General features: G+C 62.4%; 20 protein-coding genes and 1 tRNA gene. 7 read left to right on the top strand and 14 right to left on the bottom strand.

Translation table 11 applies throughout. The features are described 5' to 3' along the window. Positions 1–143: 143 nt before the first annotated feature. Positions 144–722 (top strand): NYN domain-containing protein, encoded by a 579-nt coding sequence (locus tag NN662_RS12920; protein ID WP_261930654.1) that lies wholly within the window; start codon positions 144–146, stop codon positions 720–722. A gap of 7 nt (positions 723–729) precedes the next feature. Here the strand turns inward: NN662_RS12920 and NN662_RS12925 are convergent, their stop codons facing one another. Continuing rightward, positions 730–1,404 carry a helix-turn-helix transcriptional regulator gene (locus tag NN662_RS12925; protein ID WP_261930655.1) on the bottom strand — a complete coding sequence of 225 codons (675 nt, stop codon included), beginning with the start codon at positions 1,402–1,404 and terminating at the stop codon, positions 730–732. A gap of 113 nt (positions 1,405–1,517) precedes the next feature. Here NN662_RS12925 and NN662_RS12930 point away from each other — a divergent pair, with 113 nt between their 5' ends. Next, positions 1,518–2,441: a DMT family transporter gene (locus NN662_RS12930; RefSeq protein ID WP_261930656.1), complete on the top strand. Its 924-nt coding sequence runs from the start codon at positions 1,518–1,520 to the stop codon at positions 2,439–2,441. Here NN662_RS12930 and smpB read toward each other — a convergent pair. Together smpB and dapA are read right to left on the bottom strand one after the other, a co-directional pair. After that, entirely contained in the window at positions 2,425–2,904 is a 480-nt protein-coding gene (smpB, locus tag NN662_RS12935) for an SsrA-binding protein SmpB (RefSeq protein WP_261930657.1), read from the bottom strand. The two genes, NN662_RS12930 and smpB, sit on opposite strands and share 17 nt — an antisense overlap. A 103-nt stretch (positions 2,905–3,007) precedes the next feature. Beyond that, complete coding sequence (gene dapA / locus NN662_RS12940; protein WP_261930658.1) at positions 3,008–3,892, bottom strand: 4-hydroxy-tetrahydrodipicolinate synthase; 885 nt, start codon at positions 3,890–3,892, stop codon at positions 3,008–3,010. Positions 3,893–4,123: 231 nt separating this feature from the next. On the opposite strand from dapA, the gene NN662_RS12945 reads away from it, so the two are divergent. Then, positions 4,124–6,193: a lytic transglycosylase domain-containing protein gene (locus tag NN662_RS12945; RefSeq protein ID WP_261930659.1), complete on the top strand. Its 2,070-nt coding sequence runs from the start codon at positions 4,124–4,126 to the stop codon at positions 6,191–6,193. A 335-nt stretch (positions 6,194–6,528) separates the two neighbouring features. Continuing rightward, the gene (locus tag NN662_RS12950; RefSeq protein WP_261930660.1) at positions 6,529–7,425 is read left to right on the top strand and encodes an alpha/beta fold hydrolase; all 897 of its coding nucleotides are present in this window, start codon (positions 6,529–6,531) and stop codon (positions 7,423–7,425) included. Positions 7,426–7,587: 162 nt separating this feature from the next. Here the strand turns inward: NN662_RS12950 and NN662_RS12955 are convergent, their stop codons facing one another. Further along, positions 7,588–8,616, bottom strand: coding sequence for a porin (locus NN662_RS12955; protein ID WP_261930661.1), 1,029 nt, complete (start codon positions 8,614–8,616; stop codon positions 7,588–7,590). Positions 8,617–9,325: 709 nt separating this feature from the next. Here NN662_RS12955 and NN662_RS12960 point away from each other — a divergent pair. Then, positions 9,326–9,416: transfer RNA gene (locus NN662_RS12960), tRNA-Ser, on the top strand. Positions 9,417–9,608: 192 nt separating this feature from the next. On the opposite strand, the gene NN662_RS12965 is transcribed toward NN662_RS12960, so the two are convergent. The 6 genes from NN662_RS12965 to NN662_RS12990 all read right to left on the bottom strand — a co-directional run bounded on the left by NN662_RS12965 (position 9,609) and on the right by NN662_RS12990 (position 17,662). Continuing rightward, complete coding sequence (locus NN662_RS12965; RefSeq protein WP_261930662.1) at positions 9,609–11,045, bottom strand: hypothetical protein; 1,437 nt, start codon at positions 11,043–11,045, stop codon at positions 9,609–9,611. Positions 11,046–11,231: 186 nt separating this feature from the next. After that, positions 11,232–12,353, bottom strand: coding sequence for a glycosyltransferase family 4 protein (locus tag NN662_RS12970; RefSeq protein WP_261930663.1), 1,122 nt, complete (start codon positions 12,351–12,353; stop codon positions 11,232–11,234). Positions 12,354–12,387: 34 nt separating this feature from the next. Continuing rightward, positions 12,388–13,179 (bottom strand): WecB/TagA/CpsF family glycosyltransferase, encoded by a 792-nt coding sequence (locus NN662_RS12975; protein WP_261930664.1) that lies wholly within the window; start codon positions 13,177–13,179, stop codon positions 12,388–12,390. Continuing rightward, the gene (gene wecC, locus NN662_RS12980; protein ID WP_261930665.1) at positions 13,176–14,510 is read right to left on the bottom strand and encodes a UDP-N-acetyl-D-mannosamine dehydrogenase; all 1,335 of its coding nucleotides are present in this window, start codon (positions 14,508–14,510) and stop codon (positions 13,176–13,178) included. The genes NN662_RS12975 and wecC overlap by 4 nt, the downstream gene beginning before the upstream one ends. Positions 14,511–15,058: 548 nt before the next feature. Then, positions 15,059–16,171 carry a glycosyltransferase gene (locus tag NN662_RS12985; RefSeq protein WP_261930666.1) on the bottom strand — a complete coding sequence of 371 codons (1,113 nt, stop codon included), beginning with the start codon at positions 16,169–16,171 and terminating at the stop codon, positions 15,059–15,061. 6 nt (positions 16,172–16,177) lie between these two features. Next, positions 16,178–17,662: a GumC family protein gene (locus tag NN662_RS12990; protein WP_261930667.1), complete on the bottom strand. Its 1,485-nt coding sequence runs from the start codon at positions 17,660–17,662 to the stop codon at positions 16,178–16,180. A gap of 191 nt (positions 17,663–17,853) precedes the next feature. Here NN662_RS12990 and NN662_RS12995 point away from each other — a divergent pair, with 191 nt between their 5' ends. After that, complete coding sequence (locus tag NN662_RS12995) at positions 17,854–19,155, top strand: VpsF family polysaccharide biosynthesis protein (protein ID WP_261930668.1); 1,302 nt, start codon at positions 17,854–17,856, stop codon at positions 19,153–19,155. On the opposite strand, the gene NN662_RS13000 is transcribed toward NN662_RS12995, so the two are convergent. The 4 genes from NN662_RS13000 to NN662_RS13015 form a co-directional block, all read right to left on the bottom strand. Beyond that, a complete protein-coding gene (locus NN662_RS13000) occupies positions 19,136–20,482 on the bottom strand; it encodes a hypothetical protein (RefSeq protein WP_261930669.1) in 1,347 nt (448 codons plus the stop codon). The two genes, NN662_RS12995 and NN662_RS13000, sit on opposite strands and share 20 nt — an antisense overlap. Before the next feature lie 111 nt (positions 20,483–20,593). After that, positions 20,594–22,036 carry a polysaccharide biosynthesis C-terminal domain-containing protein gene (locus NN662_RS13005; RefSeq protein WP_261930670.1) on the bottom strand — a complete coding sequence of 481 codons (1,443 nt, stop codon included), beginning with the start codon at positions 22,034–22,036 and terminating at the stop codon, positions 20,594–20,596. A gap of 131 nt (positions 22,037–22,167) precedes the next feature. Then, positions 22,168–23,412, bottom strand: coding sequence for a glycoside hydrolase family 5 protein (locus tag NN662_RS13010; protein WP_261930671.1), 1,245 nt, complete (start codon positions 23,410–23,412; stop codon positions 22,168–22,170). Between the two features lie 128 nt (positions 23,413–23,540). Next, positions 23,541–25,232 (bottom strand): alpha/beta fold hydrolase, encoded by a 1,692-nt coding sequence (locus NN662_RS13015; RefSeq protein WP_315972594.1) that lies wholly within the window; start codon positions 25,230–25,232, stop codon positions 23,541–23,543. A gap of 233 nt (positions 25,233–25,465) precedes the next feature. On the opposite strand from NN662_RS13015, the gene NN662_RS13020 reads away from it, so the two are divergent. Continuing rightward, a complete protein-coding gene (locus NN662_RS13020) occupies positions 25,466–26,908 on the top strand; it encodes a hypothetical protein (RefSeq protein ID WP_261930672.1) in 1,443 nt (480 codons plus the stop codon). Positions 26,909–26,922 lie beyond the last annotated feature (14 nt).

Below are 26,922 nucleotides of genomic sequence, written 5' to 3' on the forward strand. Positions count from 1 at the left end.
GGCTTGGAATGATGCCCCGCCTGCCCTAGATGAAAACAGAGAACCCCTAATAATTACGATTGTGCGACAAGCTTTAGCAAAGTATCGATTAGCAGGTAAACCAACAAAAATTTAACTAATTGATTAAAAAAGGATGAGGAAACATGTTTGACCCAAGAGAGAAGATTGCACTTTTTATAGACGGTGCCAATCTTTATGCAGCTTCGAAGAGCCTCGGCTTCGATATCGATTATCGAAAGCTCTTGAAAGCTTTTCAGAAGCGTGGCTATCTTCTCAGGGCGTACTATTACACGGCCCTGATTGAAGACCAGGAATACTCGTCTATCCGTCCGTTGATCGACTGGCTGGACTATAACGGCTACAAGGTCATCACCAAACCTGCGAAAGAGTTCACGGATTCTATGGGCCGCAGGAAGATCAAGGGCAACATGGACATCGAACTGGCCATCGACGCGATGGAACAGGCATCGACTGTCGACCATCTGGTGATCTTTTCCGGCGACGGCGATTTTACGACGCTGGTCGAAGCGCTTCAGCGCAAGGGCCGCAAGGTGTCCGTCGTATCGACGATGTCGACCCAGCCGCCGATGATCGCCGACGACCTGCGTCGCCAGGCCGATCATTTCATCGACCTGATGTCGCTGAAGGCCGAAGTCGGTCGCGATGCCGCAGACCGCCCGGTTCGTCAGGCCGAGCCGGTTGCCAACGAATACGAGGACTGATCGCCGCTTACTGGATGTCGGGAAGCAATTTACGCAACCGGTGGCCGGCGCCCTGCCTTCGCTCCGGCAGCACGTCCAATGTCCAGATCCGGTCCAGCCGGAAATGACGGATATCCTGGCGTAGGTCGCACCAGGCGGCCAGAACCACGGCGCCGACGAAATAGGCCAGCATCAGCGGCAGGATGCGGCGGACCGTCTCGTTCCCCAGCTCGTCCCGGTAGGTGATTTCCAGCATCCGCTCCTCGCGGATCGCGGCCCGCAGCATCGCCGGATCGAAGCAGCCGGGCGGGATCTCGTGCCAGGCAGACGCCGCCACGATCGGATCCATGACCAGGGTTTTCAGATTGCCCGCAAGCCCTGCGGCGATCCGGTCGCGCGCCCGCGCGGCAGCGGAGACGAGTTCCCCGTCCCCTGTCCTTCCAACCAGCGCCAGTCCGGTCAGGATGGCGTCGATTTCGCCGGCCTCGAAGGTCAGCGGCGGCAGGCTGTAGTCCGAGCGCAGGATATAGCCGATCCCCGCCTCCCCCTCGATCGGCACCCGCATGGCCTGCAAGGCGGCAATGTCGCGGTAGACGGTGCGTTGATGCACTTCCAGGCGCGCCGAAAGCTCGACCGAGGTCATGGCGCCGGGCGCGCTTCGCAAGATCTGGATGATTTCGAACATCCGGTCCGATCGGCTCACCGCATTCCTCTCCCGTCCGCAAAATTCATTTGCAATCTATCACAGGCCCTGCTGACAGTATGCTGTCAGCACTGGTGTGTTTGATTGCTGCCGACACGACGAGGTAACGACACATGGTGCTGATGGAAACCGACGCAGCGGCGCTTGCCGGCCTGCGCGCAAGGCGGGTCGAGGGCATTTTGCTGACGGTGTCAGCGGCGGCGCTCTGGAGCCTTGCCGGTTTCTTCACACGCGCGATCGAGGCCGACACGATGACGTTGCTGTTCTGGCGCTCGACGCTGGCAACGGTCTGGATCGTCGGATTTCTTGCCGTTCGCGAAGGTCGGCAATCGCTGAAGGCCGTCTCGGCGATGCCCTGGCAGGGCTGGCTTTACGTGGCGCTGACGGCGCTCAGCATGCTGTTGTTCCTGACGTCGATGCGCCACACCAGCATTGCAAGGGTTGCCGTGATCTACGCGACGGTGCCGGTGATCACGGCAATCCTCGCTTTCGTGCTGTTCCGGGAAAGGCTGAGACCGGCGGCGCTGGTCGCCGGCGCGTTCGTCGTCATCGGCGTCGTGATCATGTCGGCGCCGGACGGCAGCGGCCATCTGAGCGGTGACATCGAGGCGCTCGGCATGACCATCGGCTTTGCGCTGATGACGATCGTCTCCGGCCGATACAAGGCGATCCCGGCATTGCAGGTGACGGCAATTTCTACTTTCCTCACGGCGCTGGCGTCTTTTCCCCTCGCCAGCCCCGCCACCACCAGCCTGACCGATCTCGTTCTGATCAGCCTGTTTGCGCTGACGGCGCTGGCGATCGCACCGGTCGTCTTCTTTCGCGGCGCGCGGCTGCTGGCGCCGGCGGAGACATCTCTGGTGGGAACGATCGAAACGCCGCTTGCGCCGCTCTGGGTGTGGCTCGCCTTCGGCGAGACGCCGACCGGCCGGACATTCATCGGCGGGCTGGTCGTGATGGCGGCCGTGATCGGCTATCTCACTGTGGGTCTGAAACGGCAGAAGGCGGCCGGCGCGCCGCTCAGCCGTGATCCTTGAGCAGACGGCTCTTCTGGCGGTTCCAGTCGCGCTGCTTTTCGGTCTCGCGCTTGTCGTGCAGCTTCTTGCCCTTGCCGAGCGCCAGCTCCATCTTGGCCCTGCCCTTGTCGTTGAAATAGACCTTCAGCGGAATGAGCGTCATGCCTTCGCGATTGACGGCGGCGCGCAGGCGGTTGATCTCGCGCTTGTTCAACAGCAGCTTGCGGCGGCGGCGCGGTTCATGGTTGAAGCGGTTGGCCTGCAGGTATTCGGGAAGGTAGGAATTGATCAGCCACAGCTCACCATCCTCGTCCGAGGCATAGGATTCGGCGATGTTCGCCTTGCCCTCGCGCAGCGACTTGACCTCCGTGCCCGTCAAGACAAGGCCGGCTTCGTAGGTGTCGACGATCTCATAGTTGAAGCGGGCCTTGCGGTTTTCCGCAACGATCCGTCCGACCCGTCTCTCGCTTCCCTTCGGTGCCATCTTTCCAATTCCAGTCTCTCGAATGCCGACGCCCGTATTCCGACGAGAACACGGGCGTCCAGGCAGTATAGATATGTCGCTGACCCTGCTTTTTAAACCCCGGTCAGTTCAACAGTCCCGCATGCTTGAGCGCCGCATCCATGGCAGCCTCCGTCGCGGGTTCGAGCGTGCTCATCAGCGGCGAGCGCACCGTGCGGCCCATGCGGCCGAGTTTGGCCAGTCCGTATTTCGCGCCGCAGACGCCGGGCTCCATGAAGATCGCCTTGTGCAGCGGCAGCAGGCGGTCCTGATAGGCCAGCGCGCCGGCGAAATCGCCCTTGCCGAGCAACGCCTGGAATTCCGAACAGAGGCGCGGCGCAACGTTGGCGGTCACCGAAATGCAACCGACGCCACCATGGGCGGCGTGACCGAGAGCCGCAGCATCCTCGCCCGAGAGCTGGATGAAATCCTTGCCGCAGGCGGCCCGCTGTTCCGACACGCGCTCGATGTTGCCGGTCGAATCCTTGACGCCGACGATGTTCTTGTAGGTCTTCGCCAGGTGCGCCATCGTCGCAACGCTCATGTCGACGACCGAGCGCGGCGGGATGTTGTAGATGATGATCGGCAGGCTGATCGCCTCCGCAACCGCGGAGAAATGGGCGATCAGGCCCTTCTGCGTCGGCTTGTTGTAATAGGGCGTGACAACGAGAACGGCATCCGCGCCCGCCTTTTCGGCGTGCTGGGCGAGATCGATCGCCTCGCGCGTGTTGTTGGAGCCGGCGCCGGCAATGACCGGCACGCGTTTGGCCGCGACCTCGATGCAGAGCTCCACGACACGTTTGTGTTCGGCATGCGAAAGGGTCGGCGATTCACCGGTGGTTCCGACTGGAACAACACCGTTGCTGCCTTCCGCGATCACCCATTCCACGTGTCTGGTAAAAGCGTCCTCATCGACGTCACCCGTTTCCTTGAACGGTGTGACCAAAGCGGGCATAGACCCCTTGAACATGCATCACTCCCCACGGCCGCAAGAACGTTCATCCTTCAGCCGCATTCGCTGTGTAAAACTCGCGCACCATAGTGTGCGGCGTCAGCCGCGACAAGCGCCGATTTCGGAGATATCCAGCGGGTTTACCGCTGTTTAAGCGAATATTTTCCGGGCCGGTACGCATTGCATAAGGTTTCGTTAACCACCCTGTTGCTCAATCAAGGAATGACCGACCTGCTACGCAAGCACTGGATGAGAACGACGGCCCTGGCGCTGCTTGGCGCAGGCCTCCTCTATACCGTCATCGAGGGACCGGCACAGGGTTCGACCGAGGTATTGGCGAGCGCTGCGACGGCTGCGGACCAGAAAGCACTGCCGCCCTCGATGGAAACGACCGGCGCCATTCCGACGCTTCAACTCGCCTCCACCACCGTCAGCGACCTGAAAAGCGGGCTCGACGCGCTGTCGAACCGCGACATTGCGGGCGCCCGCGCCATTCGCGACGGCCTCGCCCTGCACTCGATCGACCGCCATATCCTCACCTGGTCGATCGCCATGTCGTCTGCCGACGCCATGACGTCGGACGAAATTGCCGCCGCGTCCGAGGAGCTCATCCACTGGCCGGGCCAGGATCTGCTGGCCAATCGCTACGAGCAGGCGCTGTTTCGCGAAAACCCGCCGGCCGAAACGGTGATCGCGAAACTCGGCGGCAAGACGCCGGGCACACCCGAAGGCGCACGGCTGCTTGCCCGCGCCTATGTCGCGCTTGGCAAGACGGATGAAGCCCACAAGGTTCTGGCGCGGCTCTGGACCTCCGAGACGCTGGACACGAGCACCGAAGACGCCATTCTCAAGGAATTCCCCGATCTCGTCAGCGAAGCCGACAACCGCACGCGCATGCAATACCTGCTCTATCGCGGCAAGGTGCAGCAGGCGGAGCGCTTCGCCCGGCTCGGCAAGGCGTGGTCGCTCTATCAGGCGTGGAAGGCGGTTGCCGCCAAGTCCTCGCATGCCGAGGCGCTGATTGCCGCCGTCGACAGCTCCTGGGCCAAGGATCCGGGTTATCTCTATCTGCGCGTCGCGAACGCGCAGCGGCAGGACAAGTACGAAGAGGCCGCAAGGCTTCTGAAGTCGATGCCGGACGACCTTAGCGCCCTCGTCGTGCCGGGCGAATGGTGGGACGAGCAGCGCATCGTCGCGCGCGGACTTTTCGAGGATGGCAAGGCCCGGGAAGCCTATGACGTGGTGGCGGCCCACACCGCCGCACGGCCCGTCGATAGGGCGGATGCCGAATTTCACGCCGGCTGGTTCGCGCTGGTTGGCCTGAAAGACGGCGCGCTGGCCGCCCCGCATTTCCAGAAGATCCTCGAGGCGTCCGACGGACCGATCTCGCAGTCGCGCGCCTGGTACTGGCTCGGACGCGCGGCAGAGGCCGGCGGTCCCGGCAAGGCCGACGACTACTACAGCAAGGCGGCCGGCTACGGCGCCACATTCTACGGGCAGCTCGCCGCCGCGCGGCTGAAACAGCCGGGCCTCGCCGTGGTGCCGCCATCAGCCACGATGGAAGATCGCCACCGCTTTCAGTCGAACGAGGCGGTGCAGGCCATCGCGCGGCTCGAGGCGGCAGGATACGGCTGGCGGGCGGAGAGCCTGTACCGCGCGCTCGCCCGGCAGTTCTCCAGTTCCGGCGAACTGGCGCTGCTCTGCGAACGGGCGGAGCGCGAGCACAGCCATCAATTGTCGCTGCAACTCGGCAAGATCGCCCAGTCGCGCGGCGTCGACGTGACCGCGCTGGCCTTCCCGGTCGGCGCCATTCCCGATGACGCCGACATTTCCCGCTCCGGCAAGGCGCTCGCCTATGCCATTGCCCGGCAGGAAAGCGCCTTCAACCCGGCGGCGATCTCGCCGGCAAACGCGCGCGGCCTGCTGCAGCTCCTGCCCGGAACCGCCAAGGAGATCGCCGGGCGCTACGGTCTTGCCTATTCGCAGGACCGGCTGACCACCGATGCCGGCTACAACGCCACGCTCGGCGCGCATTTCCTCGGCGAGCAGATCGACAGTTTCGGCGGCTCCTTCATCCTCACCTTCGCCGCCTACAATGCCGGTCCGAACAAGATCCCGGAATGGATTTCGCGATTCGGCGATCCGCGCGGCATGCCACTCGACGACGTGATCAACTGGATCGAGATGATTCCCTATCCGGAAACGCGCAATTACGTGCAGCGGATCATGGAGAATTACGAAGTCTACAAGGCGCGGCTCGGCGAACGCGCCGACATCGTCGCCGATCTCATGGCCGGCGCCAATATCCGCATGAAATAGGGCGTCCTGTACGACCCCCTCATCCTCGGGCTTGTCCCGGGGATCCAGCAGCGCGATGTGCATCGCGCGAGAGACTCCCCTCCTCCGTCTACCGTCACATGATTCGAACAAGGGCAGTTCTCTCACCGCGCGGACGCGCGGTGGCTGGATCCCCGGCAAAAGGCCGAGGATGAGGGCGGAGACGATAGGCGCCACGCTAAAACTCCTTATGCGATGCCCTACGATGTTCGGCCCTTGCTCCGCCTTTGACAGTGACGCATTGTTGCGGCGGCGCTTCGGCTGTCTTCGAACAAGGCGGCGGCAGCGCTGCAGGCATGCGAATTCGGGAGACATTGATGGCGGCGGACTACGATACGGGCTTCAGCGAGCATCACTATCGCACCAATGACGGCTTGAAGCTTTATGTCCGGCGCTATGCGGCGACCAATGGCGAGAGCACCGCGACGCCGGTCGTCTGCCTGCCGGGACTTACCCGCAACAGTCGCGATTTCCATCAGCTGGCGCTCATGCTCGCCGAGGGCCGGTACGGCGCGGCCCGCACGGTCTACGCCTTCGACTATCGCGGCCGGGGCCGTTCCGAATGGGCGAGCGACAAGGCGACCTACAACATCCTGACGGAAGCCGATGACGTGGTGGCAGGCTGTGCCGCGCTGCAGATCGACAAGGCCATCTTCATCGGCACGTCGCGCGGCGGGCTGATCCTGCATGTGCTGGCCGGCCTGCGCCCGACGCTGATCGCCGGCACCATCCTCAACGACATCGGCCCGGTGATCGAGGCGGCAGGACTTGCACAGATCCGCTCCTACCTGACACGCGGCGCACGACCGAAGAACTGGAAGGAAGCCGCCGATATCCTGAAAGAAACCCATGGCGGCAGCTTCACCACACTGACGGATGCGGACTGGCAGGACATGGCGCATGCCATCTATGCGCCGCGCGGGCGCAAGATTGCCGCCGATTACGATCCGGCCATCGCCAGGCAGCTGATGGAAATCAACTTCGACCAGCCATTGCCGGCGCTCTGGCCGCAATTCGAGGGTCTCAAGGCCTTTCCGATGATGGTGATCCGCGGCGCGAATTCGACGCTGCTGTCGGCGGCGACGCTGGAAGAGATGCAGACACGTAATCCAAAGGTGCGAGCCATCACGGTCGAGGCCCAGGGCCATGCGCCGCTGCTGCATCTCGGCGGACTGCCGCAGCAGATTGCCGGCTTTACCGGCGATATCGGATAGCAAGCCTCAATCCACCCCGGACTCAATCCCATCCGATCGGACTGTCAGTTGCGGCTTTGCCTCGCGGGCGCATCGCCGCTCCGGAATTTCATGAGAAGGAAACCCGAAAAGCAGAAAGCCCGGCCAAAGGCCGGGCTTTCCGTTCAATCTGATCAGATCAGATTAGAAGTCGCGCTGCAGGCGGAACCAGCCGTCGACGAAGTTGGTGTCGCCACCGTTGTCGAAGCTCCAGTCGTGGTACTGAACGCTCAGCGAAGCCGTCAGGCCGTCGGTGACGGTGTATGCGAGCAGTGCGCCGGCATCCCAAACGTCAGCGTCAAGATCGGTGTACTTCGTGTACTGAACGCCGGGGGTCAGGCTCAGCTTGTCGGTGATCTTGGCTTCGTAAGAAGCTGCGATGCCCCAAGCTTCGCCAGCAGCAGCCGGAACGTCAGCGTTTGCGAAGGTGCCGAGCCAGTAAGCGGTCGAACCAGACTGGTAAGCACCAGCTACGTTCAGAGTGCCCGGGCCGATGGCAGCAGCGAGCATGGCTTCGATTGCAACTTCATCCGTGTTGAAGTCGTAACCGCCGTACAGGGTAGCCGTAACAGCGCCGAACGTTGCGCCGGCCTTGCCGGAGATGCCCCAGCCGTCCTGGCCGTTGTCACCAATGGTGTCGAACTGATCGACGCCGATGTTGCCAGCGAAGGAACCAGCGTTGAAGTTGTAGTAGGTACGGAAGTTGACCGTGTCGTTGCCGAGGTTGTCGGTTTCGCCAGCAATGCCGTCATCGAAGGGGTTGGTGGTGTAACCCATGCCGAAGCCGCCGAGCTCGATGTAAGCGCGGTCAAGCGTGAAGCTGGACGGACCGGTGTTCGTTGCTGCACCGTAGAAGGAGATGTTCGTCTTGAGGACGCCCATTTCGGTGTCGGCAGCGGTCAGAACCTTGACGTAGCCACGAGCGTAGCCGTCAACGTCGTTGATGTCAGCGTCGTCCCAGAACGTGAACTGCTCTTCGAGACGGACGTAGCCGCCGATCTTGAGGCAGGTTTCGGTGCCCGGGATGTAGAAGTAGCCAGCGCCGAAAGCGTCGCAGACCTTGACGTATTCCATGGGCTCCGGCTCAGCAGCGACGATTGCGTCGGCAGCGTGGGCGCCGGATACTACTGCGAGAGCAGCAGCGGAGCCGAGAAGAAGGCTCTTGATGTTCATGTGTGACCTCCAATTAAGGTTTTCAGTCGGGTCTGGGATTTTGCCTTTCGGCATCCCTGCCCCATCCCCAAGTTTCAAGAAGCTTTGCGACGTGCCGCCGTGCTTCTGGGGAGACATTTACAAAGGCAGGAAATCCGCACAACAGAAAAAGCCAAAGCCGAGCCGTTAAAAAGCCGCGCATATGACGGCTGTTGCCGAAACAACACAAACGACCCCACCCGGCGGCCCATTCGTAAACGGGATGTTAACGGCAAAGGGCCGCTGCGAGGCCGAAAAGTCGAGGCAGAGGACGAATTTAGTCGAATCGACACGCATTCAGCCTGTTTCCGCGCCGGAGGGATTCGGTTTGCCGCAATCAGGGATTCGGGCGTTTCAGGCGGCCGTTTCACTCCGCATTTCCGCCCTCGTTTTCATACCCCTATATATAAGGTGCGTTCCGGCCGGCATTTCGGCCCTTTCTGCGCCACCGGTCCGCACCCACGATGGGCGCGTCCCGATGAGCCCGGGGGCCGGTATCCGCCGACCCGCATGTTTGCGCCAGAGACGATTCGGGTCCGGCCGGCTTTCCGTGCGCAACCTCACCGCAGACTCGCACTCGGGCGACCAAGTCCAGACCGGCCGCGCATCATCGCGCCCAACGCGCGAAAATGCCGGAACATCCAAAAAACATCTTGATCGCCGGACCAAACACCAATATCACCGCCGCACCGGAGAGGTGGCCGAGTGGTCGAAGGCGCTCCCCTGCTAAGGGAGTATACGTCAAAAGCGTATCGAGGGTTCGAATCCCTTCCTCTCCGCCATTTTCCTTCAGATGATGAGCTTTATGGACATGGGCCGGCAGCGTCACGCTTGCGCGGGTTCGGAACGTGGATTGCGGCTGATGCCGATCGATTCCGCGGATCAGTCCTTTTTATAGTCGTCGCCCAGGCGTCAGGCCAATATCTTCAGATCGGGGACGCCTGTTAGCAACCGCCCCACCGCGGCCCGCGGCATCAGCCGTGCGAGGATCCGTATCTGAGCACGTCCAGGCGCTGATCGATGAAGGCGCGCTTGCCGCCGCTGCCGCAGGCGATGCGGCTTACCGCCTCGTGGCGGAAATTGAGACTGCCGCGGCACTGCTGGCTGAGATAGGCATGCAGGCGCTCGATGTCGGCAAGCGAGCCTTCGCGGTCGAGGATGTAACGGATCGCCACTTCGCCCGGCGTGTCCTGATAATACTGGAACTCGGCGATGCCGTGAAACAGCGCGGGATCCTTCGGCGTCATGTTGACGGAGACGATGCGCTGGCCGCAGGCGGAAATCAGGAAATGCGGCTTGCGGCGCGGCGCCAGCGCCCGGATGCGCAGCCGCTGGCCGTTTTGCGGCGTCGGACGCTCGACGAGCGTGCCGAAATCGCCGGTGTCGTAGCGGATGAAGGGCATGCCGGTGGAGAGGAACCCGGTGCCGACAATTCGTCCCTCGGCTCCCACCTCCGTCACGGGCCTGCCGTCATTGTCCAAGAGTTCCGTCACCCCGTAGAGCGGGTTGAATTCATACAGTCCGTTTTCGCCGGGCACTTCCGCGGCGAAGGCCACCTTTTCGCTGAGACCGTAGAAGACGGCGAAGGACACGTCGCCCAGGACATCCGAAATGAGCGCGCGCTGATGGTCGTGCAGCGGCTCGGAGATCGGCAGAATGCCGCGGATGGAAAGCTTCGGGGTCCGACCGATCCGCCGCATGCCGCGGCAGAGGAGTTCGATCGCCGACGGATAGCCGCGGATGAAGCGGATCTGCCGCCGGTCGATTTCGTCGAGATAGGTGACCACATCCTCGGTGGTCATCGGGTAGACTGCCAGTCTCAATTCGCGCAGAGCGGGATCCCAGGTGTGGGTGGCGGCCTCGTTGCCGGGAAGCCGGAAGCCCAGCAGGCTCGCCCGCGCGCTGCGTTCGCAATAGCCCGCCCGCGACCAGACGTCATAGACGAAGCTCATTTCCCGCGGACTGCGGTCCTTGTCGAGGAAAAAGGCGAAAGGCTGTTCGGCGTTCGAGCCATTGGTGACCACACGGTCGAGCTGCCCGCGCGGCACCGCGAAGGCCGCTTCGCCCGCCTGCAGCAGGCAGCGCTTGTCGATCACCGGCAGGCGGCGCAGATCGTCCAGCGTGAAGCTTGCCGCATCGAAGCCGGCACCGAAGGCATCGTCGATCATCGCGCGGTAGAAGGGACTGCCGCGATGCGCCTTGGCGAGAAGCGCACGCAGCGATGCGATGTGCTGCTCATGCGCGAATTGCGGATCGTGCGCCGCCCTATCGATGCGGGCGCGCCAGTCGGCATAAGTGCGGCCGAATTTCATGCCCGGGGGCAGAAGCGCGGCCAGAGGCGAGGCCGCCGCGCGCAGGACGCGCGGGCCGCGCACATAAAGGCCACGCAGGACATCAAAGATTTTCGTCATGTCGCCCCCCGTCCGCCACCTGACCTTCTCCCCTTCACGCCCTAGAGACTCAAAAAGGTGTCTTTCGCGCTTGCGGCAATTCCTGCGCAAACGAATGGAATGCTTCCCGTTTGATGACTAAGCGGGCGCCCGGAACACTGCCGATCGACACACGGCGCCGCCGGCACGGGCGCCACCTGCAACTCCCTAAGATTCATCGCTTCCCATCCTCCTGCCCGCCGCCGTCCGCCAGACCTCGCAGACGGTATCGGCAAAGGGCTGCAAATCCAAGCGCGCGCGGTGTACGGCGCGGCCGGCCTCTCCCATCCGGCGGCGCAGGTCCGGCTCCTCCACCAGACGCGTGAGCGCGTGCTTGAGCGCCGGCACATCCCGAGGCCAAACGAGAAATCCCGTCTCGCCGTCGCTGACGATATCCTCCACCGCGCCGACCCGCGTAGACACGACCGCAAGGCCAGCCGCCATGCCCTCGATCACCGACATCGGAAGGTTCTCCACATGCGAAGGAAGAACGAGAATGTCCGCCTCCGACAGCAAATCGGCCGTGTCTGCGGGTCCCAGCCATCCGGGAACCCTGATCCTGTCCGCAAGCCCCAGCTGCTCCACGCGGCGGCGCAATTCCTCCGCATTGCCGTCACCGGCGATCGTCGCCCGCCAACCCGGCAGACCGGCCATCGCGGAGAGGGCCTCGCAGAGTTCGGGCGTTCCCTTCTTCTCGCCGATCCGACCGAGAAAGATGATGTGCGCCGCGTCGCCACCGCCCCTGTGTGGCCGGGAGGGCGCCTCGGCCGCATTCGGGACGACCACGACGCGGTCCCCGGCCTCCGGCACCCTGGCCAGGACGAATTCCTTCCAGACCCGGCCGAGAACGATGATCCGGCTCGCCTTCCCGAACATGGTCCGGATGCGCCGATCCAGGAACCCGCCATTCGCCGGCCAGAATGTCTTGTATTCGCCGCTGTGCAGATGCAGGACATAGGGAATGCCGAGGATGCGCGCCCAGGCGGCGATCATCAGCTTTCGATAGGTGCTGCCGTGGCTGGCAAGGTTGATATGGACGACATCAACGCAGCCGCCGAGCCGCGATGTCAGCATGTCGAGGCAGAAGGCGGCGACATGGAGGGGTGAGAAGGCGATGTGCCCCATTCCGCGCGTGGTGCGGAAGCGCGCATTGACATCGGTGCGCGGCCGCTGTGCGAGGGCCTGTTTCAGCGACGCCATCAGCCTGTCGATGCCCCCCTGCCCGCTGGTGCCGGCCGGCACCGTGACAAGGACGTTGACGACGCGGGCCGCATGGCTATCAGCTGACACACTCTTCTCCTGTCTCACGCCGGCGCCTTCTTGGTCAGCGGCCGAAATGGCGCTTGCGAAGTTCCTGCCCGAGCAGCAGCGCATAGGCCGTGTTCGTCTGGTAGTACCTGCGCCACAGGCGCTTCGGCTCCTGCAACAGCCGGAACAGCCATTCCATGCCCAGAGCCTGAACCAGCCGCGGCGCGCGGGCCACCTTGCCGGCATAAACGTCGAAGCTGCCGCCGACGCCCATGACGAAAGACGGCTGCAGGATCGCGCGGTATTTCTTCAAAAACCGCTCCTTGCGCGGCGTCGGCATGGCAACGAACAGGCAATCGCTGCCGGACCGGTTGATGTCCGCGACGATCGCCTCTTCCTCCTCCGGCTTGAAATAGCCGTTGCGCATGCCGGCGATGACGAGGCCCGGATGCTCCTTCTGCAGCCGCGCCGCCACCGCTTCCAGCACGCTCTGCTCGGCCCCCAGAAGATAAGGTCGGTAGCCGCCCCTCGCGCACAGCGCGAACAGTTCCAGCATGATATCGACGCCGGCCACACGCTCGGGCAGCGGCACGCCGCACAGCTTTGCGCCCCAGAGCACGCCGACGCCATCGACATTGATCACGTCGGCTCCGGTCACGTCATCGCGCAGCTCGCCGTCCCGCCGCATCGTCACCAGCTTGGCGACGTTGACGACGACATGGTGGAGCGGGCGTTTCTCCCGCATCGCCTCCTCGGCAAGGCCGAGCGTCTCGGCCATGGTGAGGCCGTGCATCGGGCAATCGAGGAAATCGACCCTGCGGGCCGCCAGCAGCGGATGGCTTCCCCAGTCCGCCTGTTGAATGCTCATGCCGCTTTCTCCGGAGAGAGGTTGTCCGACTGTCCGGCCTTGTTCTTGCGCCCTTCGATGCGGGCGTCGGGCTTGCGCGCCTTGCGCCATGTCCACAGACCGCGCGTGTCGACCAGCTTCTTGTCCTTCAGCGATTCCGGATCGACGAAATTGAACTGGCGGTGATCAACCAGCAGCACGACGATATCGGCCCGGTCAATCGCGGAAAGCGCATCGGTGAATCCCACGCCGAGATCGCGCAGCTCGTCCGGCAGCGCGCGTGCGTTGGGTTCGGCAGCGACGATGTCGATATCCTTGCGCTTGGCCAGCAGGCGGACAACCTCCACCGCCGGGCTTTCGCGCAGATCGTCGATGTTGGGCTTGAAGCTCAGCCCGAGGCAAGCCACCGTATGGCGCCGGCCGGGCTCGAACAGCGCCTCGATATCCTTCACCACCGAATGCGGGCGGCTCGAATTGATCGCGCGCGCCGACTGCATCAAGGGGCTGCTGCCGGGAGCAGCATCGATGATGAAGTAGGGATCGACGGCGATGCAGTGGCCGCCGACGCCGGGGCCAGGCTGCAGAATGTTGACGCGCGGATGACGGTTGGCGAGATCGATGACCTCCCAGACGTTCAGCGACAAATCCTGGCAGACGGCCGCCAATTCATTGGCAAAGGCGATGTTGACGTCGCGAAAGGCGTTCTCGGTCAGTTTCACCAGTTCGGCGATTTCCGCGATGGTGATGAACAGATCGCCTGCGACGAAGCTCGAATAGAGCGCGGCCGTGCGTTCGGACGAGCGGCGCGACAGGCCGCCGATCGAGCGGTCGTTGTTGATCAACTCGTTGAGCACGTTGCCGGGAAGCACGCGCTCGGGCGAATAGGAGACGTAGACGTCGGTGTCGCCGTCGATCGTCTGCGGGAACGTGAGATCGGGACGGAGATCGGCGAGAAGCCGGTTCATGGCCCGGGTGGTGCCGACCGGCGAAGTCGATTCGAGCACGATCAGATCGCCCTTCTTCAGCAGCGGAGCGATCATGCGGGCCGCGGTGAGCACATAGCTGATGTCCGGCTTGCGGTCCTCGGTGATCGGCGTCGGAACTGCGATGATGTAGGCGTCCGCCGGCTGCGGCGTGGTAAAGGCGGACAGCCTTCCGCTGGCGACCATTTTCTGCACAAGGCCGTCAAGGTCGGGCTCGACGATATGGATCTCGCCGCGATTGACCTTTTCGACCACGCTCTCGTTGATGTCGACGCCGATGACCTGAAAGCCGCGGCTGGCAAAGATGGCGCAGGTGGGAAGGCCGATATAGCCCATGCCCATGACCGAAACGGTCTTGATCTCAAACATGAATTGTACCCTCCATCTGCTGCCGTCTGGTGTTGTGGTCACCCCGAGGGTGAGGTCTTTCCGTCACGCTTCCGGAAGGCGGAGTTGCACCCGCTGCCTTCACGCTTCCCGCGCGTTTCGTGCCCTGACCAGCCTGCGCATGGACGTGCGCGAAAATGTCATCAGGCTCCAAAACACGCGTCACTGTCATCATCGAACCCGCGTTACCGCATGATGACAGCACCCTAGAAATGCTACCTTTCGATTCATGCAATAAATTCGGTAGATTTTTAAAAGAATGTACAAAAACGAGATAAAACCGGGCGATACATCCTCTGTTAACGATGCTCTAGATCCCAGCTTACTCCGCATTCGCTTCCACTCGTTCGACTGGATGAAATTGTAATCCATAATGGGAAAAGCGGAACCCGGCCCTTCAGAAACTTCGAAAAATGGTGAACGGCGGACGGGCATGGAGGTTTCGAGGCGATTTCGCCCAACTTCCCTCACCCGCCGACATAACGACAAAGACGGCCCTTCGCGGAACTCCGGCCAGGCGCATCCCCACACTAAACGTCTTTCAGCAGGGCCTCGTACCGATCGCCGACGATGTCGATACTGAAATCCGCCGCGCGCGCGCGCAATTCGTCCGCTGCCGGCGGCCGGGCCAAGGTTTCCTCGATGGCGGCGGCGAGCGCGGCTGCGTCTCCGACGGGAACCAGAGCGCCAAAACGGCCATCTGCGAGGATTTCCCGGGGACCATGAGGCGCGTCCGTCGATACGACCGGCACCCCGGCCGCCATCGCTTCCACAAGCACGTTGCCGAACCCTTCGCTGACCGAAGAGAGAACGAAGAGATCGGCGCAGGCGTAGCAGGCGTCCGGTTCCTTCACGTAGCCGGGGAACAGCGTGCGTTCCGCGATACCCAGTCTTTCAGCCTCGGCGACAAGACTGTCCTTCAGAGGGCCGTCTCCGAAGACGACGAGACGATAGCCGCGCACGGGATCGAGCCGGGAGAAGGCCTTGAGCAGAGTGCGGTGGTCCTTCAGGGGGATGAGACGGCCGAGCGTGATAATCACCGGTCCGCCGCCCATTGCCGCAAGTGTCTCCCTCCAGGGATACGGGCCGGACATGCCGGAGCTCGGCGTGAGCGGATTGTGAATGACGGTGATCCGCTCCTTCTTAGCACCGCGCTCGAACAGATCGCGCCCCACCCCTTCGGACACAGCGATCAACCGTGTGGCACGCCGCACAACCAATGAAAAGGCAGCCGTAGCAATGCGCGAGCCGATGCTGTTGCTGACCAATGAGGCCGCCGCATGAAAGCTCGGGAAAAAAGCGGCCCGGCTGGCGCCGGCCGCAAGCGCAAGAGCCATGATGAGGTTGGCGAAACTCGGACCGGAAAAAACGACATCGGGTTGCTCGCGGCGCAGAAATGCAGCGGAGCGCGCCAGGCCCTTCAGGGTTCCGGCCTTGCCGAAGCCACCTTCCACAACGGGCAGATCGAGACTGATCAGCCTGACGCGAGGATCACAAAGTTCGGCATTGGGGCCTTTGGCGCTCCAAACGAGAAGGGTCACGGCGTGACCCCGTGCGGCCATCTCGTTGGCCATCAGGACGAAAACACGTTCGGCCCCGCCTCCACCCAAAGTCGGTACGTGGAAGACAATCCGCTTATTCATGAAGCCTCACTGCACCCGCGTCGCAGAGCGAGGCGCCGACCTGATATCCGAAACAACACCAATTGCGATGGAAAGAACGATACCCAGGACGAAGCCAACGATACCGCCGAGAAGCAACAGTATCACCGACCCCGGTGGCCACGAACGCCCTGCCGGCGGCATCGGCTCGCTGATCACCCGGATATTGTTGGTGTTGATCTGCTCGCGTTCCAATATCTGCCGCATGCGCGTCAGGAAGCTTTCGTAGACTTGTGCCTTGGCCGTTGCGTCGCGCTGCAATTCGCGCAGTTCGACTTGCGATTGGTTGTCGTCGAACGTCGATCCCTCGACCTCCTGCATTCTGGCGGTCAACTCATCCAGTGCCGCTTGCGCTTTGCTGAGTTCGTCCTTCGCGGTGCTTCTTGCTCGCTCAAGTTCATCCCTGATCTGTGAACGGATCGAAGACAGCCGGGCCTGCAGGCGGACCATCGATGGATGGCGTGCGCCGAGAACCGATGACTGGTCGTCATACTGCTGCTGCAGCACGCCCGCCGTCTGCAGCATTGCTGCGAGCGCCGGGGAACCGGCCGACTGGCTGCCCAGCGGGGCGTCGCCTGCCTTGAGCAGCGCATCATAGCTGACCTGCGCGTTGATGACCCGCGAGCGGGCCGCGATGATTTCCGTGTTGAGCTCGTTTACGGTCTGCGCCTTTACCAGCTGTCCGTTCTCTCCAGCCAGGAGCGAATGCTTGCGCTTGTAGTCCTCGACGCTGGCATCGGCTGCCAGCACATCCCGTTTCAACTCGCCCAACCTGTCGTCCAGCGCGGCAGCCGTTCGGGCGGCATTCTGGGAGTCACCCGCTGCAAGCTCGGCGCGAAAGGCATCGACAATAGCGTTGGAAATCGTGACCGCCTTGTCAGGGGTCTGGGCGGACACGTGAAGGCTCGCGATGAATGATTTTTCGTCGGTGGTTATGGACACCTGTTTCTGCAGGCTTTTCAACGCTCCCGCATCCGGGTCCGGCTTGTCCGCCGGTTTCGCCCGGAGAAAGGCCAGCAGGCCGGGCGATGACGGCTTGTAGAATTCCGGATCCTTGGCGAGGTCCAGTTCCTTGACGGCGCGCAGCAGAACATTGCCTGAGTCCAGCATCCTCACCCGGCTGCCGAAATCGAACAACTGGCTGTTGTTGCCGGTAGGCGCAGCGAACGGATCATCGCGGATGACCTGGAGATTTGTCGGATCGATGAGAAGATCGGTCGTCACGGTATAGCTGGGCGCAACAAGGTGACCCCACGAAAAGGCGGCGATGGCGCCAATCACGGCGAGCGCCAAGGTCGTCTTCCGCCCGGCATTAAGCCAGGTCAGGATGCGACGAAGATCAAGCTCCATGAAGTTGGCGATATGGTCAAGGGTCACGGCGTCGCCAGGGCGAAGCTGCTCCTGGGTGTGGTGGGGCTCTTCTTCGCTGGGGCGAGGCTGTTCTTCGCCCGGACCCAGCGTCTCTTCCTTCATATACCCCTTCGTGGACACACGCACGCGCGGCGTATTCGTTAGGTGATTGAGAAGGGACGATGTCATCCGATTAACGCCTCGTTTGCCATATTGGTGATACTCATAAACAAGCATTGTTAACGAACCATTTCCCGTCCGCCCGCGCGGTGCTCGGGCGCGGATCGCACCACGCAATATCTGTTGGGAATTCAATGGCCTATCCAAATAGTTCGACGGACCGGGAATCAGCGGGCATTGATCTTCGGGATAATGCGATCGGAATCCTGTTCCTGCTGCTGACCGTCGCAGTCTGCCTGCTGCGACTGTTCGTGCCGTCGAACCTGATGAACCTGGTGATGTTCTATACGGAGGAAGGTGGTCCCTTCTATCAGAAGCTCCATGTCGGCACCTACGCCCTGGTGGCGTTGACCTTCGTCGTCCTTTCGACACGCCGCCTCGCACTTTCCGACAAGGACGCTCTCCTGCTTCGCTCGGTGCTGCGCTATGGCGCGGTCATCAGCACTTTCGTCCTCTACTTCGCGATCACGGGCAGGCTCAGCGCGATCGGCTTCATCGTCGAAACCTATCTCAGCGCGGTGCTGGTGGCGGTCCTTTTGCTGGCGCTCAACGAACAGAGCCGCAGGATGGTCGCCACGACAGTGCTGTTTGTCCTTGTCGTCAGTGCCGTCATCGGCCTCGGAGAGGTTATCCTCCGCCATCGTCTGTTGCCCTTCGACAAGGATATCCTTGTCCAGCGCGCAACAGGGCTTACCGACCATCCCCTGTCGCTGGGCGCACAATGCGTGGTCGCGATCAGCTTCGTGCCGCTGGTGCGCTGGCCGCTCTGGATCAAGATTGCGTCCATCCTCATCCTGCTCCTCGGTTGCGTTTCCGCCAATGCGCGCTCCGCACTTGCCGCATCGTGCCTCGAGATACTGCTCCTGATCCTGATCATGCCCTGGCCGAACCTTACGCCTGGCCGCGCATGGCGTGCAAAAGCCATAACCCTCTTCGCGACGCTGCTGCTGGGCGTGCTATTCATCACCGCCTTGCTGTCGCTGGGTTTCCTGAGCCGCTTCGACAGTGTCGTCGATTCCAGCTCACTGGCACGCGTGCAGATCTACGAGATCTTTCACTACGTATCCTGGAAGGATATCCTCCTCGGCATGGACGGCGCCGAATTGGCGCGGATCGTCAAGGAAAAGGTCGGACTCGACTATATCGAAAGCGCGCCGGTCTTCTTCATCATGCTGATGGGCCTGCCAATGGCAATCGCCTTCACGGTCATCGTCATCGGCTTCATCCAACGTCTTCTGAGAGGCGCACCGATACCGGCAAAGATCGGCGCCACCGTCTTCCTGATCGTCGATCTGACGAATAATGCGCTCGCTACGAAGACGGCCGACATGATGCTGCTTGCAATTCTGGTGATCGGAATGCGCAACAGCCTTCGGACCGCCCCGGCATCCCGGACGATGCAGCCCGCACGTGAGGTCACGCACGCATATCGATGACTTCCAGACGTCCTACGCGGTTGAGCGTGTGCAGGCTGGCAGGACCTTTGCCAGCGGCGTCCTGGATCGGCTGAACCGGGCCGAGCCTGATGTCGGAGGCGTCGAGCACCAAAATCTCCCGCAGGCCGAGCCCGGCGCCATAGGCCTCGGCACCATCCTGCACCGGCAGAAAGAATTTCCCGTCCTTTTCGATGACCCGGCCACCCGGTCGTGCGCCCGATCTGTCGATCAGGACCGGGTTCAGCGGATGCGGCAGCCAGGGGCCACGAAGGTTTGTTGCATGATAGACGGCCATCGTATCGGAGGGATTGCCGCCAACGAACCGTTCGGTGCCGAACATCCAGAATCTGCCCTGATGGAAAAACAGGGTCGCATCGCTGAAAGTCCTGCCTTCGATGAGCACCGCTTCCCGCAGCCAGCGATCGGGAAAGGGATCGGCGCGATAGAGGACCACCTCCTGCGCGGCGCCGCTTTCGGGGATCATGAACACCGCGCCGTCATGCGCAAAGACATTCGGGTACGAGAGATGGTGCGCCTCTTCCAGCACCACGCGCGGACGGCCGAACTGCCCATCGGCCCCGAGCTCGGCGACCGAGATGACACCTCGGCCAAGCGCATACGGATATTCCTCCACGAATAGCAAACACCGGCCATCGTGCATGATCGGAAACGGATCGGCATAGAAACGCTCGCCGTCGTCGGCAAGCATGGAAAAAGAGGGACCGTCGATACGAAGGGTGTCGGCAATGCCCGGGCCGTCGATGAACCTGTAGCCGGTTCGCCAGGAAAAGTCCCGGCTTCCCGGCGTCAGTCGCTTCATCATCCGCGCAGCGATACCGCCGGCAAAGCGCCGCGCATAGGTCAGCGCCGGCCAGTCGGTCATTGGCCCGACCGGTGGCAGGACGATCTCCTCCAGACAGCCGGTTCGCAGGCGGGCCAGGGTTTGTATGAACAGCGCGTGCACACTCACCAGAAGCATGTCGATGTCGCGCGACAGCCAGACCTTGTCATGGATCATGGGAGCTGCCCGACCGACCGGCCGGTCGTCCCGATAGGCAACGATCTCGACAAGGCCGGAGCCCGCCCTTAAGCGCAGAAGGCCATCGGACATGGCTGGCCGGCCGTCAATCCTTGCGCTCAGGACAGGCACCTGCCCCGGTGCGACATTTCCGGTCAGATCCAGAATCACATCAGGTTCGCCGGAGAAGACGTCAGAAGACGCGAAAGCCGGAGGCTCGGCCGATGCTTTGCCTGCCAAGCGTTCCATGGCGAGCGCGGTTTTAAGGAAACGGGCCGCGGGAGCATTGCCGCGATAGTCGATCTGCACCTGATATCCCGCCGACTGAAGCGCGGACGCCAGGCCTCTCTCCCATCGCAGGATGTCGTTGCTGAACGAGACGATCCTTATTTTCAATGCGCTATACCGGTCATCTGGTCCTCACGCTTTCGACAGCCGGCTCCGCACAAGCGCGATGCCTTGCCGGGTCTGGCTTGGATAACACAGGGCGTTTGCCGTGATGAAGATGAGGCCCGCAGCCGATCCGGCCAGCGCCAGACGGATGACGACATTCACATCAGCGCCGAGAGAGCGGCTGATGAACGCGGCGACGAGACCCATTGCGCCCGACGTCAGAAGCGAAATGGCGAAGGCACGCCACGGGAACGGGATCGGCGTCAGACGCCGGCTGATCAGCAAGGCGACGGTAAGGTTCGTGATGGCACCGCCCGCAAGCGCCATCGTTGCGCCGATTTCGGTCAGCGACGGGATGAGGAGGAAGGACAGACTGACGGTGACGGCGGAGCCAAGGATCTTGCTGACGATGAGCAACCAGGGGCGCTTGTGGGCAAGGACGACCGAGTCGTAGACGAAATCCGTCAGATTGGTGCAGAGCACGCTGCCGGCGACCATGCCGAACAGGATATTGTACGGACCATCGTAGCTCGCGGGCAGCAGCAGTTCCGTCAGGTCATGACCGAGTGCTGCGAGAAGAGCGGCGACCGGCAGGCTGAGAGTGAGCAACAGGACGATAAACTGCGTGAAGATGGCCGCTGCGGCGGAAGGCCCCTCTTCGTCAAACCGTCCGATGGCCTCGGGAAAGGCGCCCATGTTGATGGCATTGGCGATCATGTCGACCGGTTGACGCGCCAGCGCGTAAGCGGCGGCAAACACCGCAACGGCAGCAGCGCCGTGATACACCTTGAGGAAAACCCGCTCCGCGTTGACGAGGCCGAAGCTCACGAACGCGATGACAATGATCGGCACACCAAGGGCGAAGAATTCCCGATGGGTAAATCGCGGCGGCCCGGGCACGATCTTTGACGCGGCGGCGAAGCCTGCAAAGGTGCCGGCCGTCAGCATTCCGAGGCTGGAAGCCAGCGAAACGACCAGGAAGGAATGGCTCAGCGTCAGCACCGCCAGAACCGGCAGAGCGAGCTGCAGCAAGGCGCGCAGGAATTCCATCATGGCAAAGGTCGTGTGCCGCTGCTGCATTTGCAGAACGATGAGACTGTAGCGCGCGACGGCACCGGCAGAAAGATAAGCGCAGACGGCGATCGAGAACTCGCTCCACCTTTCGGGGGCCACATAATTGCTGGCCACGACCGCGACGGCGAAGGCGATCATGGTCATGACGAAGAGGATGAAGCCGGCGCGCGTCAGGCTGCCCTTGCTCACCGCGCCCTTGCCACCGAGGCGCAACAGCGAGATGCGCAGCCAGTTCGTGACCGCCGCGTCCGTCATTTCCCCCACAGTGACGACAAGCGTCAGCAGACCATATTCCGTCTTGTCGATCAGGCGCGTTGCGATCACCAGAAAAAGCAATGCCGAAATGCGTGTCAGCAGGATGGCCGGACCGTAGATGAGCGTGGATTTGAGCAGCAAGGCCAGTTCCTTGGAAAAGCGGCTGCAACAGCCGCGCTATTGGGTGGTCATTACCGCAAAACTAGCGAGAAATTATTAACAGCCGCATTTACGGATCACGCGGCTATCGTGAATTCCCATGGCATCGAGCGCTACTGTCGCTCCAGCCCGAGCGCCTCCAGCAGACGGGTGTCGGGCACCGCGTCTCCCCTTGGCGCGATGACCGTCATTCCATAGGGGTTGGAATATTCCCATACAGCCCAGGGCATGGCGTATTCTTCGGCCGTTTCCCGAGCCGTGCGCAGATAGCGCAATCTGTCGGCGTCGAAGGCGCCCGAGCGTCCGTCGGCAGTCATGCGGATCACGCCGAACTCGCCCATGAACAGGCGCGACGGCGGTATGCCGTAACGTTTTGCCCAGTCGACCGCCTCGCCGATGCGTGCTTTCAGCATCGCCTCATCCCAACCTCGCTGAAAATAATCGGCGATACGCTTTTCGGCCTTGGCCATCTCCACTCGTTGCTCAAGCGGGTTGAGGCCGGCAGCCTGCATGGCGCCCGCGAGGTGCCGGCGGACACTTTCGGGCGAGCCATTTCGCGCCGGCCAGGGCAGCCCGGAGGCGAATTCGTCGCTCGTCTCCCCTCGTTGGTGGGTAAAGCTGTGTGGCTCATACATGTGGAAACTGTAGAGGATATTGGGATCGTCGAAAGACGGATCCAGATCGACGAGACCGTTCACCTGGCCGCCGCAGGCGCCGGTGGCGACGACGGTCAGGTCGGCGCTGACAACGCGGATGTCGGCAATCGTGTCGGCCATGATCCGCTGCCAATCCCCCGTGCCGTCCTTATCGCAGGGATAGTGAGCCGGTTCGTTAAATGGCTCAAGCGCCACCTTGTCGGAACCGATCCCGACCAGCATCCCCGCGACCGCTTTGACCATGTCCCGGTAGCGCCGGACGCCCTCGCTATCGCTGGCCCCGTCGAAGATCTCGACACTGTATGCCGGCACCTGGCTGACGGCATGGAGATCGAAGACGACGTGAAGGCCAACCTCCGTCACCTTCCGGACGGCCTTTGACAGCGTGTTCAGCGCTTCCTTCCTGTCCTTGGGTCCGCCGTCGAGAAGCGGCCCCGGGTCGACGCTCAGGCGGACGAAATCGAAGCCCATCTTCCGGATGCGCGAAAATTCGTTGCCTGGCGGCCAGTCCGAGCGCGGCCTTTCGGAGGACAACCACTCGTCGACGCTGCGGTAGGGCGGGCGCCGATAGTGTCCGTCCTTTTCCAAGGGCGACCAATTGAGCCAACCATGCAGGCCAACGCCGTGCTTGAGCGGCAAGGGTGCAGCGAGACAGGCGGTCGCCAGCGACAATGTCGCGGCCATCATCGCGATAAATCTCATGTGATCCTTCCACTCAAAACCTGACATTGCCCGAGACCATGCTTCAGACTACCCGATTTCGCCCGAATGACGATGGGGCGAGACACTCAATCTTCTTTGCCCAACCCGGCACTTCGGAAGTGGCTGCGTCAGGACAGGAACTGGCGGATCAGTTCGTTGAGCCGTTGCCGTGCGTGCAGCGGTGTCAGCGTGTGGTTCGCCCCGGAAATGAGCGCTGTGCTGACCCCTGACATCTGCTTCAGCCTCTCGCCGTCGGGTCCGAAATGGCGGGCGATCTCCTGTAGGCTGAGATCACCCTCGCTGCTGACGACGAGCACGCGCGTGCCACGCCGTGTCAGATCCCGCATCCAGGCCTCGACGGATCGCCCCGTCGAACGCTTCCAGAGCAGCGAGAGCGTCTTCGCGCTTTCCAGCGAGAAGCGCAGTGTCGATTTGACGAGGTTCACGGCCAGCGCTTTCGCCTGCCCCGAAGACCGGGGCTGATCAGCCTGCGGATCATCGGCCGGTAGCGAGGCGCGCGCCCTGTCGCGGATGTTCGACAGTTCGAGATGCAAGGCATAGGAACTGTCCCAGGCGAAGCAGAGCGGATTGACCAAGACCAGATCATGGATCCGGGCATCCGACCGCGCCGCATGAAACGCCTGAAAGGCGCCCGCGCACAGGCCGGCGACGCAGATACGCCGAAAGCCGTTGTCATGGAGCCAATCGACGATACGGATGACGTCCTGGCTCGTCCGCTCGTCGTAAAGCGGCGTCCGCTTTTCGGCATAGGCCTGGCTTTGCCCCAGTCCCGGCAGATCTGCGCGCATCGAGGCGATGCCGTTGCCGGCCAGAAAGCGCGCCATGTCGACAGCGCTGCGGGCGGCGCCGATATGCGGTATCGCGCCGGCGTTGAGCAGAAGAACAACCGTGTCGGTGACGGGCGGCTCGGCGGGTGTGCACAGAACCGCGCAGATCCGTGGCGCGGAGCCGAGAACCAACGGCCGTTCCCTGTATCCGTCGCCGTCCAGGACAACCATGTCCGGATGCGGCGCGGGACTGTTTCCGCCTGCCTCGCGCTCACGGTGTCCAGCCGCCCACTCCAGGATCTCGGAGAGCGAAGACCGGGGGTAGTCGTGCGATGGCCGGCTCATCATCTGGGTGTAACCGTCGAACGACTTCGTTTCGACCTTTCCGCCGGCCGCGACCACTCGGCTTGCGAAAGCCTCGTGCGCCGCCCCCAGTTGCGGCGACATCAACAGCAGGTCCAGTCCCGCGGGCGGTATCGCATTCTCGCCCCAGGCAAGCGCGCGCAAATCCTCGATCGTCTCCGCGCTCGAGCGGAAGCCGGAAGCCTCGACACCGTCGAAATCCGATTGTCCCGGATGTGGCTGGATGTCTGCATCGACGATCCGGGAGAGGCCGATCAATTCGCGCACATAGCCCTTTCCGGATGCCGGCGGCGCGAGCAGCGCCATGCGCGAAACATCGTCACGACCGGCGACGGCGACGGGCGCAAGGAGCGCGCCCAGCCGAAAGCCTATCACCACAACGTTGCGCACGGAGGCTTCAGTCTTCAGGCAGTCGATGGCCGCGCCGATGTCCGATATCCATGCGGACAGGCGGCCGGGTTCGGCATGGTCGCCAGCGGAGTTGCCGCAGCCCGAATAGTCGAATTGCAAGACCGGCATGCCCGCCTCGGCGAGTTGCCCTGCAAGGACCGTCAGGAAACGCCGACTGCACAGATCCTCAAATCCCTGTGCCCCGGCGATAACAACGCCGACATCGCCTTGCGCGGGATGAATCCACCCCACCCTGCCATCGAAAACAATCGGATTCACGGTGTCGTTCTCATTTCAAGCATCCTCTGACGAATGAGTGCCATGATCTTTTTTGGCACAATCAGTAGTTTATCAATAGGAATTTAATCTAACGTGCACAAATCACGCCTATGTTTCATGCCGACAAAGCCAAGAGGTAAGCAATAGTCAGACTATTATGAAATTTGAGGTAACGGATGCAGACAATAGACATTTTAGTTCCAGCAAACATGGTCCGGCGCTTCCATCTTGTTGTGGCTGAACGTCTCGTTGAAAAGGGCTACGACGCGGCGCTCGTGGCAATCAACCTGCCTTCCGGGTCTCGCGTCATCGACGACATCCTTGCCTTCGAGAGAAAAGTGCAGCGGCTGCGCGGCAACGTCCTGTTCGAGCGGCTCTCGGACGTGCCAGTGTCATCGCTTCGCGAGCATGCAAGTCTCCGTCTCGATCTGACCGGCAGCGGGCGGAAGTTTGCAGCCCCGACCCTCACACCCCATGTCGGCGGCGGCGCCTCGATGGAAACCGCAGCGCACATGCTCATGCAGGGCCGCCTGCCGGACATCGACATCGTCCTCGACGGGCAGGAGATCGTTGCGCAAGCCGCACCGATGATCGACAGCCGCCTGTCGCTGCTTCGGGGGCTGAACGATGTCCTGGCCCGCAAGGTGAGCCTGCTTGTCAATGCTGCCGATCGCTATCTGAAAAGCGAGCCGGAGGTGAAAGCCCTCAAGACCTCTTCGAACCCAACGTCCCCGCCCACGTCCGGAAAGCTCGTGACCGGCTACCTGTTCGCGATGATGCCGCGGCAGTTGATGGGCGCGATCGAGCGCACGCTTTTCAACATACACCATTGGCATACGCTGTACCGGTTTCGCACGGATACTTCCGCCTCCGCTCTGGCGTTGTCGGAAGGCGGCCCTTGGACGGTACTGCCCGATGACGGATGTCACTTCTATGCCGACCCCTTCCCGTTCGACTGGAACGGGCGCCACTTCATATTCGTGGAGGATTTCGCCAGGACGGACACGAAGGCGGTCCTTTCCGTTGCCGAGGTCTTTGCCGACGGCACCGCAACCGTGCCGCGCACGGTCATCGATGAACCCTATCATCTCTCCTACCCGCAGGTTTTCAGCCGCGATGGCGAGATCTGGATGCTGCCGGAGGGCGCGGAGGGCAACGACCTGGTTCTGTACCGGGCCGAGTCTTTCCCGGATCGCTGGGTACGGCATGCGGTTCTCGTCCCCGGTCGAACACTTTTCGATGCGACGCTGCTGGAGCATGACGGGCGTTTGTGGCTGTTTGCCAGCGAACGTGACGGCTATGGCAGCGCCTCCGACATGATGGTGGTCTATTATGCCGACACCCTACAGGGCCCGTGGACACCACATCGTGGCAACCCAGTGCGCATCGATCGCGCCGCGGCGCGTCCCGGCGGACAATTCCTGCGCATCGGCGACCGAATCCTGCTGCCCTTGCAAAACGGCACGACCGGGTATGGCGACGGGCTGGGAGTGGCCGAATTGCTGGAACTGAACGAAGAGCGGGTCCGCCTCTCCGCGCCGACGCCGCTTGCCGCACCGGAACAGGCAACGCCGGCGATACACACCTTCAACCGTAGCGGACGCCTGGAGGTGATCGATTGCAAGGTCTCGGTGCCACGCTGGCGCCGCCGTCGCAAGCGGGACGGCGACCGCTGAGCCGCAAGCGGCAA

Source organism: Rhizobium sp. NRK18 (assembly GCF_024385575.1).
Taxonomy (GTDB): Bacteria; Pseudomonadota; Alphaproteobacteria; order Rhizobiales; family Rhizobiaceae; genus JANFMV01.